Annotated in this window: 13 protein-coding genes; 6 read left to right on the plus strand and 7 right to left on the minus strand. The window is 73.9% G+C overall.

All coding sequences use genetic code 11. The annotated features are described in order from the left end of the window. Window positions 1-13: 13 nt before the first annotated feature. From VGX25_RS05025 to VGX25_RS05045, 5 genes are read right to left on the minus strand one after another with little or no spacing between them, the layout of a single operon-like run. The gene (locus VGX25_RS05025; RefSeq protein WP_326916405.1) at window positions 14-427 is read right to left on the minus strand and encodes a hypothetical protein; all 414 of its coding nucleotides are present in this window, start codon (window positions 425-427) and stop codon (window positions 14-16) included. Further along, a complete protein-coding gene (locus VGX25_RS05030) occupies window positions 424-1,536 on the minus strand; it encodes a molybdopterin-dependent oxidoreductase (protein WP_326916406.1) in 1,113 nt (370 codons plus the stop codon). The genes VGX25_RS05025 and VGX25_RS05030 overlap by 4 nt, the downstream gene beginning before the upstream one ends. Beyond that, complete coding sequence (locus tag VGX25_RS05035) at window positions 1,533-2,144, minus strand: class I SAM-dependent methyltransferase (RefSeq protein ID WP_326916407.1); 612 nt, start codon at window positions 2,142-2,144, stop codon at window positions 1,533-1,535. Before VGX25_RS05035 ends, VGX25_RS05030 begins: the two co-directional genes overlap by 4 nt. After that, window positions 2,141-2,815 carry a TIGR04282 family arsenosugar biosynthesis glycosyltransferase gene (locus VGX25_RS05040; RefSeq protein WP_326916408.1) on the minus strand — a complete coding sequence of 225 codons (675 nt, stop codon included), beginning with the start codon at window positions 2,813-2,815 and terminating at the stop codon, window positions 2,141-2,143. Before VGX25_RS05040 ends, VGX25_RS05035 begins: the two co-directional genes overlap by 4 nt. Further along, window positions 2,812-3,465 carry a glycosyltransferase family 2 protein gene (locus VGX25_RS05045; protein WP_326916409.1) on the minus strand — a complete coding sequence of 218 codons (654 nt, stop codon included), beginning with the start codon at window positions 3,463-3,465 and terminating at the stop codon, window positions 2,812-2,814. Before VGX25_RS05045 ends, VGX25_RS05040 begins: the two co-directional genes overlap by 4 nt. Window positions 3,466-3,604: 139 nt before the next feature. On the opposite strand from VGX25_RS05045, the gene VGX25_RS05050 reads away from it, so the two are divergent. The 3 genes from VGX25_RS05050 to VGX25_RS05060 are packed head-to-tail and all read left to right on the plus strand — an operon-like array spanning window position 3,605 to window position 6,780. After that, window positions 3,605-5,023, plus strand: a complete 1,419-nt coding sequence (locus tag VGX25_RS05050; RefSeq protein WP_414635716.1) for a hypothetical protein — start codon at window positions 3,605-3,607, stop codon at window positions 5,021-5,023. A 4-nt stretch (window positions 5,024-5,027) separates the two neighbouring features. Beyond that, window positions 5,028-5,714, plus strand: coding sequence for a response regulator transcription factor (locus VGX25_RS05055; protein ID WP_326916411.1), 687 nt, complete (start codon window positions 5,028-5,030; stop codon window positions 5,712-5,714). Between the two features lie 13 nt (window positions 5,715-5,727). After that, window positions 5,728-6,780 (plus strand): sensor histidine kinase, encoded by a 1,053-nt coding sequence (locus tag VGX25_RS05060; protein ID WP_414635717.1) that lies wholly within the window; start codon window positions 5,728-5,730, stop codon window positions 6,778-6,780. Window positions 6,781-6,787: 7 nt separating this feature from the next. On the opposite strand, the gene VGX25_RS05065 is transcribed toward VGX25_RS05060, so the two are convergent. Beyond that, entirely contained in the window at window positions 6,788-7,849 is a 1,062-nt protein-coding gene (locus tag VGX25_RS05065; RefSeq protein ID WP_326916413.1) for an NAD-dependent epimerase/dehydratase family protein, read from the minus strand. Window positions 7,850-7,954: 105 nt separating this feature from the next. Here VGX25_RS05065 and VGX25_RS05070 point away from each other — a divergent pair, with 105 nt between their 5' ends. Both VGX25_RS05070 and VGX25_RS05075 read left to right on the plus strand, forming a co-directional pair. Further along, window positions 7,955-8,461 carry a molybdenum cofactor biosynthesis protein B gene (locus tag VGX25_RS05070; protein WP_326916414.1) on the plus strand — a complete coding sequence of 169 codons (507 nt, stop codon included), beginning with the start codon at window positions 7,955-7,957 and terminating at the stop codon, window positions 8,459-8,461. Continuing rightward, on the plus strand, window positions 8,458-8,625 hold the full coding sequence (locus VGX25_RS05075; RefSeq protein ID WP_326916415.1) for a hypothetical protein: 168 nt from the start codon (window positions 8,458-8,460) through the stop codon (window positions 8,623-8,625). The genes VGX25_RS05070 and VGX25_RS05075 overlap by 4 nt, the downstream gene beginning before the upstream one ends. Here VGX25_RS05075 and mscL read toward each other — a convergent pair. Beyond that, window positions 8,613-9,020, minus strand: coding sequence for a large-conductance mechanosensitive channel protein MscL (gene mscL, locus VGX25_RS05080; RefSeq protein ID WP_326916417.1), 408 nt, complete (start codon window positions 9,018-9,020; stop codon window positions 8,613-8,615). The two genes, VGX25_RS05075 and mscL, sit on opposite strands and share 13 nt — an antisense overlap. Window positions 9,021-9,124: 104 nt before the next feature. Between mscL and VGX25_RS05085 the strand changes: the two genes are divergently transcribed. Then, complete coding sequence (locus VGX25_RS05085) at window positions 9,125-9,439, plus strand: PadR family transcriptional regulator (RefSeq protein ID WP_326916416.1); 315 nt, start codon at window positions 9,125-9,127, stop codon at window positions 9,437-9,439. The last annotated feature ends 383 nt before the right edge of the window (window positions 9,440-9,822 follow it).

A 9,822-nucleotide genomic window follows, 5' to 3' on the forward strand; every position in this document is an offset into this window, starting at 1 on the left:
CACGCGGACGGTTTCACCCCTCGCCCGCCCGCGTGCGGCTCCCTGTCAGTCCGGCGATGAGCACGCCGAGCCAGACCACCCCGAGGGTGATCAGAAGGCGGGGAACATAGTCGGCGTCGTGCAGGCCGGGGTTGGCCGGAACCCCTACCGGCCGCCACAGCAAGGGAATCGCGAGCAGCGCGAGCACTCCGCTGAGCACCCCGCCGACCGCCACCGGCGCCCGCCACGCGCGCGGCAGCCCGCGGGCGATCAGCAGGCCGGCGACACCCACCGCCGGCGCGAGGATCGCGTCGTGGGCGACCGGCCCGCCGACGAACCAGGCCAGCGCCTGCAGGCCGTCCCGGGCCGAGGCCGTGGCGAAGTCCCAGGCCAGCCAGGCGCCCCAGGCCAGCGCGGTCAGCCCGGCGACGGCGAACAGCGTCCTCATCGGGCCTCCAGCCGGCGCACCCACTTGGTCTGCAGCACGCCTGGCCGGTTCGGCGCGATGATCCGGCACGGGAACCCGTGGTCCAGCCCGAGCACCTCGCCGTTGAGCCGCAACGCCAGCAGCGTCCGCGGGTCGGCGGTGTGCTCGACGGGCAGCACGCTGGTGGCGTACAAACCGTTGCGCTCCAAGGAGGTCACCCGAACCTCCGCGCCCCGCAGGCCGGGCAGGTCGGCGACGCGCACCCCGGTCCAGGTCGCCGACTGGCTCCAGCCCTCGACGCAGGCGATCGGCAGCTCGGCCGTGACCTGGGGCAGCGCGGCCAGATCGTCCAGCGTGAGGCTGGTTGTCCCTTGTGGGGTAACGACTTCCAAGCGCCAGCCGGGATCGCGTGCGGTGTCGAGCACGCCGGCCGCCTCGGCCGACCGGTTGACCGGGAGGCCCTGCGGACCGTTGCCCGTGCGCCAGGACAGCGGGGAGACGTTGCGCAGCAAGGGAACCGTGGCACCCGCGGTCACCACGACCGCGCCGCCGGCCGCCAGCCACGTGGTGCGCAGGAAGGCGCGCCGGGACAGCGCGCCCGCGCCTGCGGGCTCGGGACCCGGCCGGGTCAGGCCGCGGCGGATCACCGGCAGCTTCACCGCGACGTGCAGCAGCACCGATCCGATCGCGACCCAGGCGACCGCGTAGTGCGCGGTGGGGAAGTAGAAGCCCCACAGGTAGTTCTGCGCCGAGTTGAGGATGCCGGTGGCCAGCTCGAAGAACGCCGCCCCGGACAGCACCAGGATCGACGCCCGCTCCAGCGCGTGCGGCAGCGAGCGCACCACCGGCCGGCCGAACAGTCTGGGGTAGACGCTCCAGAGCTTGGCCAGCAGCAAGGGGATCGCGGCCACTCCGGCGAGCACGTGCAGACCCTGGTTGATCCGGTACAGGTTCACCGGACGGCTGGGCCAGAAGAACCACGACGGCGGGTGCTGGATGGCGTGGCTGATCAGCCCGGTGAGGAAGCAGACGGCGAACGCGATGCCCAGCCACAGCCCGACCCGGGACGCGACCCGCTCGTCGTGCGCGGCGCCGCGGAAGTCGGACTCCTTGGGAACGCGGGGAATCATGACCGGCCCAGCTCGGTGAACCAGCGCTGGCCGTGCGCGCGCACCCACCGGGTGGACATACCGGCCGCCGCGGCCGTCTCCGCGATGGCGTCGGCGCCCAGCCGGGCCCACGGGAACCACTCGTCGTCGCCGGCCACCCGGACCCGGTCTAGCCGCAGGCCCACGCCCGGCGCGTCGAGCTCGACAAGGGCCGTGCCGTCGGAGCGCAGCAGCTCGCCGAGCCGGCGCAGCAGCCGCACCGGATCGCCGCCGATGCCGATGTTGCCGTCGGCCAGCAGGGCGTGCCGCCACCGGCCCGCGCCGGGCACCCGGTCGAACACGTCCCGGCGGATCGCCGGCGCGCCGCGTGCGACCGTGAGCCGCACGGCGACCGGCGAGACGTCCACGCCGAGCGCGACCACACCCCGGCGGACAAGTGCGCAGGTGAGCCGTCCCGGCCCGCAGCCGACGTCCAGGGTCGGCCCGGTGCAGCGGCCCAGCAGCAGCTCGTCGCCACCCTCCGGCTCGGACCGCCAGCGGTTGACCGGGAGCACGATCAGTTCTCCGGTGGCCAACTCCAGCCAGCAGGTGTGGCCGAGCAGGCCCGGTTCGAACGCGGTGCGCCTCATGCCCGCGCTCCCGACGGCACGCCGCACCGCGCCACCTCGGCGGCGAACCGGCCGCCGGGCACCGATGCCGCAACGGCGTCGGCATCGGCCATGGTGTCTACATCGGACAGCTCGGGCAGCGGGCGCACGGACAGGCCCGCCGCGGCGAGCGCCGACCGCGTGCGTTCCCCGGTGTCCGAACGCGACATCGGCACCGAGCGGAGCACCCGGGCGTCGGCGGGCGAGCGCAGCCCGACGGCCCACCAGCCGCCGTCGGTGGCCGGGCCGAGCACGGCGTCCACACCCGGCGCGTGCAGCCGGTCGATCGACTCGGCCAGCAGGGCGGGGCTCACCTGCGGGGTGTCCATCCCGATCTGCAGCACCGACCGTCCCAACGGGACGACGTCGGCGTGCGCGTTGGCCAGCCGGTCGGCGAAGTCGTTGCCGCGCTGGGGAATGACGGTGCACGCGGCCAGCGCCGCGGCCAGCTCGCCGGCCAGCTCGGCGCGGGCCGGGTCGCCGACCATGGCCACCACGGGTACCACGCCCGGGGTAGCCAGCACGGCGTCGAGCGTGTCCAGCAGCGCGGCCGCGGCGATCCTGGCCGCCCGCCGCGCGCCGACCGCGGGGCTCAGCCGGGTCTTGGCCAACCCGGCGACCGGTGCCTTGGCGACCACCAGCAGGACGGTCACCGCAGCACCCCGGCCATGTCCCGGACCGCGCGTAGGGTGCCGCGCACCGAGCCGGAGACCTTGGATCTCGTCCCCGCGGTACGCGGCCGGTACGCGACGTCCAGCTCGACCACCGGCCAGCGCGCGGCGGCGGCACGCAGCAGCAGCTCGAGCGGGTAGCCGAAGGCACGGTCGCGCACGCCGAGCTCGAGCAGGTCGACCCGGCGGGCGGCGCGCATCGGCGCGATGTCCGACACGTGCAGCCCGCGCCGGCGCAGAATCGTTGCCAGCACGAGGTTTCCGGCCCTTGCGTGCCACGGCCACACCCCCCGCCCGACCGGCACCCGGCGGCCGACCGCGAGCCGGGCAAGGCCACCGGCGACCGGCGCGACCAGCTCGGGCAGCTCACCCGGGTCGAGCGAGCCGTCCGCGTCGAGGAAGCAGACGATCTCCGTGCCGGCCCGCTCAAGACCGGTGTGCACCGCGGCCCCGTACCCCCGGCGCGGCTCGTGCACCACCGTCGCCCCGTGCGCGGCCGCGATCTCCGGCGAACCGTCGGTGGATCCGTTGTCCACCACGATCGCCCGGTACCCGGCCGGCAGCGCGGCCAGCACCCCCGGCAATGCGGCTGCCTCGTCCAGACAGGGCAGCACCACGTCCACGTGATCCATACGGCCACGCTAGGTCCACGGCGGACACTCGCAGAACCGTTGCGGCGCTTACCAAAATATGACGAGTCCGCAGTCATTACGGAGTTCTGACAGAACGCCGCGCCGTTGAGCGAAGCCCGCCGGACCGGGCTACCGTCCGCTGGTGTCCCTCCTGTCCACCCGGCCGGTCGAGGCCGCAGCGCGCCCGAAGCGGGAGCGTCGCGCCGACCTGATCGCCGGCGGCGCCGCGCTCGGTCTGGTCGCGATCGCCGCCGCGGTAGGGCTCGTCCTCGACGTCACGCTGCACGGCGATCCGCACTTTCCCGGCGCGGCCGACACCTTCGGCGAGTGGCCGATCCTCGGCGAGCTTGCGCCACACGTCGGACCCGGCACCCCGCCGGCCATCATGATCGCGGTGGCGGCGGTGGCCTGGGGCCCCGGCCTTGCCGCGCGGCTGTCCTGGCGCGTGGCCCTGGCCGCCGGGTACCTGCTGGCCGTGGCGTGGACGTTCGCCCTTGTCCTGGTGGACGGCTGGCGGCGCGGGGCGGCCGGGCAGCTCAGCTCGCCGGACGAGTACCTCGCCGCGGTGCCGGGGATCACCGACATCCCGGCGATGCTGCGCACGTTCTCCGGCCGCATCCTGGACTGGCAGCCGGACTCGTGGATCACCCACGTGGCCGGGCATCCGCCGGGCGCGACGCTGGTTTTCGTGTGGCTGGACCGGATCGGGCTGTCCGGCGGCGGGTGGGCGGCCGTGGTCTGCATCCTGGTGGGCGGCGCGGCCGCGGTGGCCGTCCCGGTGACCGTCTCCGCGCTCGGCGGCCGCGACCTGGCTCGGGCCGCGCTGCCGTTCGTGGCGCTGCTGCCCGGCGCGGTCTGGCTCGGCGTCTCGGCCGACGCCCTGTTCACCGGGGTCACCGCGACCGGTGTGGCCCTGCTGGCGCTCGGTGCGAGCGCGCTGCGGGACGGGCGGCGGCGCGGAGTCGCCGGTTGCGTCGCCGGCGGGGTGCTGCTCGGCTTCGGGATCTTCCTGTCCTACGGCCTGATCCTGATCGGCTCGATCGCGCTGGCCGTCGTCTTGGCCGTCCGGAGCCGGGCGGCGTTCGTGCTGGCGGTGCTCGGCGCGCTCGCCGTGGTGGCGGCGTTCGCGCTGGCCGGGTTCTGGTGGCTGGACGGATACCGGCTCGTCGTCGAGCGGTACTACCAGGGCATCGCCAACGCGCGCCCGTACCACTACTGGGTATGGGCCGACCTCGCCTGCCTGGTGCTGGCCACGGGTCCCGCGGCGGCGGCCGGACTGCGGCGGGCGGCGCCGCGCCTGACCGCGGGACTACCCGGCGGGCGGGCGGTCGACGACACTTATCCGGTGCTCGCCGTGGTCCGCGGCGCGGCGCTGGCCGTGCTCGCCGCGACCGTCTCCGGCCTGTCCAAGGCGGAGGTGGAGCGGATCTGGCTACCCTTCGCGGTCTGGCTGGTGGCCGCGGCCGCCCTGCTCCCGGCCACCACCAGGCGGGGCTGGCTCGCCGCGGGAGCGGCCGTCGCCCTGGTAATGAACCACGTCCTGCTCACAAACTGGTGATGGCATGACCCGAGTGCTCGTCGTCGACGACGACCTGACCGTGCGCGACGTCGTCCGCAGGTACCTGGAGCTCGACGGGCACCAGGTCGCCCTGGCCGACAACGGGGAGGACGCGCTGCGCTGGATCGGCGAGAACCATCCGGACCTGGTGGTGCTCGACCTGATGCTGCCGGGCATCGACGGGCTGGAGGTGTGCCGGCGGCTGCGGCAGCACAGCACGATCCCGGTGGTCATGCTGACCGCGCTTGGCGAGGAGGAGAACCGGATCGCCGGCCTGCAGCTCGGCGCGGACGACTACGTCTCCAAGCCGTTCAGCCCGCGCGAGCTGGCGCTGCGGGTGTCGTCGGTGCTGCGCCGCGCCAGCGCGAAGCCACCCATGGCCGGTCCGCGTCGGCTGGTCGACGGCGACCTGGCCGTCGACGTCGCCGCGCACCGGGCCAGCCTGCGCGGCGCCGAGCTGGCGCTGACCACCCGCGAGTTCGACCTGCTGCTGTTCTTCATGTCGCACCCGGGCGAGGCCTTCACCCGGGAGCAGCTGCTGGAAAAGGTGTGGGGCTGGGACTTCGGCGACCAGTCCACTGTGACCGTCCATGTGCGACGGTTGCGCGAGAAGATCGAGAAGACCCCCGCGAAGCCGAGCCGGATCGTCACCGTGTGGGGATTGGGGTACCGCTATGAACGCGCTGGCTGAGCAGCAGCCCGGGGTGATCGAGTCGGACGAGCCGCTGAGCGCGATGCTGCTGCACGCCTGGCACATGCTGCCGTTCGTGCTGGCCCTGACGGCGCCGGTGATCGCGCTCGGGGTGGGGCTGCTTTACCTGCTGCGCAAGGGATCGCTGGCCACCAGCATGACCCTGCTCGTGCTCATCCCGGTGGCCGCGACGGTCTCCGGGGTGCTCGGCGTCAGCGGCTTCATGTTCAACACCACGCTGACCACCATGCTGCTGGTCTGCCTGATGACCGCGCTGATCACCGTGCCGGTGGCGGTGCTGCTCGGCCGGATCATCGCCCGGCGCAGCGTCTGGGAACGGGAGGCGCGCGACCGCGAGCGGACCGCCGAGGCCTCGCGCCGGGAGCTGGTCGCCTGGATCAGCCATGACCTGCGCACCCCGCTGGCCGGCATCCGGGCCATGGCCGAGGCGCTGGCCGACGGGGTGGTCTCCGCGCCCAGGGACGTGGCCTTCTACGCCCACCGGATCGGCAACGAGACCAGGCGGCTGTCCGGCATGGTGGACGACCTGTTCGAGCTGTCCCGGATCACCGCGGGCGCGTTGCAGCTGACGATGTCCGCCGTGCCGCTGCAGGACGTGGTCGCCGACGCCCTCGTGGCGCAAACCCCGGTGGCGCAGCGCAAGCGGGTCACGGTGCGGGCCAACGCCGAGACCTGGCCGGTGGTGCTCGGCAGCGACCCCGAGCTCGCCCGGATCGTGCGCAACCTGGTGTCCAACGCGATCCGGCACACCCCGCCGGACGGCACGGTCGCCGTGCAGATCGGGGTGGACGGCGGCGAGGCCGTGCTGGCCGTCGAGGACGGTTGCGGCGGCATCCCGGAGCACGAGCTGTCCCGCGTGTTCGACGTGGCCTACCGCGGCACCTCCGCCCGCACCCCGGCCACCGGCCGCGACGAGCCGGCCAGCGCCGGCCTCGGCCTGGCCATCGCCAAGGGTCTGGTCGAGGCCCACCGCGGCCGCATCGGCGCGCACAACCACGGCCCCGGCTGCCGGTTCGAGGTCCGGCTGCCCCTCGCCCCCGTCTGAGCCGCGGTCAGCCGAGCGCGGCGGGCTCGCGCAGCGGGTCGGTGGCGAACGCCGCCACGCCGTCGGCGAACCGGACGGCGGCGCGGAAGCCGAGCAGGCTGCGGGCGTTGGCGGGGTCGGCGACCACGTGCCGCACGTCGCCGGGGCGGGCGCCGCCGACCACCCGCGGCTCGGGCCCGCCGCACGCGGCGGCCAGCGCCGCGGCCAGCTCGCCGACCGTGTGCGGCTCGCCGGAGCAGATGTTGACCGGGATCATCGACCCCGGCACGCCGGCCGTCTCCACGGCGAGCACGTTGGCCGCCGCCACGTCCGACACGTGCACGAAGTCGCGGCGCTGCCGGCCGTCCTCGAGCACGACGGGCGCCTCCCCGCGCCGCAGGGCCGACCGGAACAGCGACGCCACCCCCGCGTACGGGGTGTCGCGCGGCATCCGGGGCCCGTACACGTTGTGGTAGCGCAGCGCCCACACCTCGCCGCCGGTCTGCCGCGCCCATGCCGACGCCAGGTGCTCCTTGGCCGCCTTGGTCGCCGCGTACGTGCTGCGCGGGTCGATCGGCGCGTCCTCGGCAACGAGCCCCGGCGACAGCTCGGCGCCGCACCGGGGGCACCGCGGCTCGAACCGCCCGGCCTCGATGTCCTCGGCCTGCCGGGGCGCGGCCCGCACCACGCCGTGCGCCGGGCACGCGTACCGCCCCTCGCCGTAGACGACCATCGACGAGGCCAGCACCAGCCGGCCGATCCCGGCCGCGTGCATGGCCGACAGCAGCACGGCGGTGCCGTAGTCGTTGTGCCGCACGTACTCCGGCGCGTCGGACGGGTCGAGCCCGTGCCCCACCATGGCGGCCTGGTGGCACACCGCGTCCACTCCGCGCAGCACGCCGGCGAGCAGGTCGGGGTCGCGAAGATCGCCGACGATCAGCTCGTGCCGGTCGCTCCACTCCGGAGCCGCCGTCCCGTGCGCCTTGGGCAGCAGGTTGTCCAGCAGCACCGGATGATGTCCGCGGTCGGCAAGGGCGTCGGCGGCGTGCGAGCCGATGAACCCGGCCCCACCCGTGACCAGCACACGCATGCCGACGACGCTAGGCCGCCGGTGTTGATCGTGCCGAGACCCGGTTGCGTGCCGTCATCGAACCGTCAGATTCGCCGAGTTCGGCGGGCCGCTACGGTGGGCGGCATGGAACGCAGCGCGCAGCGGCTCGGCCGGGCTCTGATCGTGATCGTGGACGACAAGGTGGCGCATGGGGAGCACGACGACACGGTCGGCCCGCTGGTCGTCGAGCTGCTTGAGGAGGCGGGCTTCATCGTCGACGGCGTGGTGTCGGTCGCGGGGGAGACGGTGGACATCCGCAACGCCCTGAACACCGCGGTGATCGGCGGCGCCGACCTCGTGGTGACCGTCGGCGGCACCGGCGTGTCCCCTCGGGACGTCACCCCGGACGCCACCCAGGGCGTGCTCGACCGCCCCATCCCGGGCATCGCCGAGGCCCTGCGCTCGTCCGGCCTTGCCGCCGGCGCGGTCGACGCCGGCATCTCCCGCGGCCTGGTCGGCGTCTCGGGCAGCACGCTCGTGGTCAACCTCGCCGGCTCCCGCGCGGCCGTGCGCGACGGCATGGCCACCCTGTCCTCGCTGGTGCCCTACGTCATCGGCGAGTTGTCCGGTTTGGACGAGATGAGCCGGTGACCGACGAGCCCGCCCGCCCCCGGCCGCGGCCGCGCCGCCCCGACCTCGACGAGATCTTCGGCGAGGTGCTCCCGACCACCACCTCCGACGAGCGCGACCCCGAGCCACCCCGCTCCGACGACGACTGGTACGAACAGAATCGCCCGCCCCATCACGGCGCCTGACCCCGGGTCTGCTGCTGGCGCAGCAGATCCCTGATCTCGGTGAGCAGCTCGACGTCGGTCGGCTCTGGCGGCGGCGGCTCCTCGCCACGCCGCCGGCGCTCGAGGACCTTCCGCACCGGCATCATGATCATGAAGTAGACCACCGCCGCGATGATCAGAAAGTTGATCAACGCGGTGAGCACCGCGCCGAAGTCCAGCACGCTCTTGTCATTGCTCTCGATAAGCTTCACGGCCAACCCGATCTCACGATTCCCGCCGAACGAGGCGATCAGCGGGTTGATCAGGCTGTTCGCCACGGAGTTCACGACCGCCGTGAACGCATTGCCGATGATCACGGCCACGGCAAGGTCGATCACATTGCCGCGCATGATGAATTCCTTGAAGCCCTTGAGCACGGACACCGCACGCTCCTCCGCTTCGGGGGTGGGGACCTACGGGAGGGTAACGGTCGCCGCCGAACCGCGGACGCCCTAACTCTTGCTATATAGACTTATGCTCCGTGCCCCGCTCCCGGCGCCCCTCGGCGCAGACCACGGCGGTGCTCCTCGCCCTCGCGGCTTCCCCGACCACCTGGCGCTACGGCTACGAACTGTGCCAACAACTCGTCCTCAAAGCCGGCTCCATGTACCCGATCCTGACGCGGCTGGCCGACCGCGGCCTACTGGAGACCGCGTGGGAGACCGACGCCCCACCCGGCCGGCCGCCCCGGCATCTCTACCGGCTGACCGACCCCGGCCGGGCCCTGGCCGCGGAGCTGACGACCGACCGCGGCACCGCCAGGGCCCGGCCGCACCCACGGCTGAAGGACCCATGACCCCGCTCGCTTCGGAACCGGCGCCCGCCAAGCCAACCTAACCTGCCACCCCACCTCGCGCCCCAAGGCCAACCGGCAGCGGCCGCCGCAACCGACCATCCACCCCACCCCGCGCCCCACCCGGAGCCGCCAGTCGCCACCGCAACCCGACCATCCACCCCACCCCCGGAACCGGTGCCCGCCAAGGCAACCCGACCACCCGCCTAAACCCTGCGCCCCGCCCCGGACCGGCGGCCCGTCGCCGCAACCCGACCACCCGCCTAAACCACCGCCCCACCCGCCGACCGGTGCCCGCCAAGGCAACCTGACCACCCACCCAAACCCGCGCCCACCCTTGGAACTGAGCTTCCCCCGCCAAGGCAACCCGACCATCCACCCCACCC

It is taken from the genome of Actinophytocola sp., assembly GCF_035942955.1.
Classification (GTDB): domain Bacteria; phylum Actinomycetota; class Actinomycetes; order Mycobacteriales; family Pseudonocardiaceae; genus DASYTH01.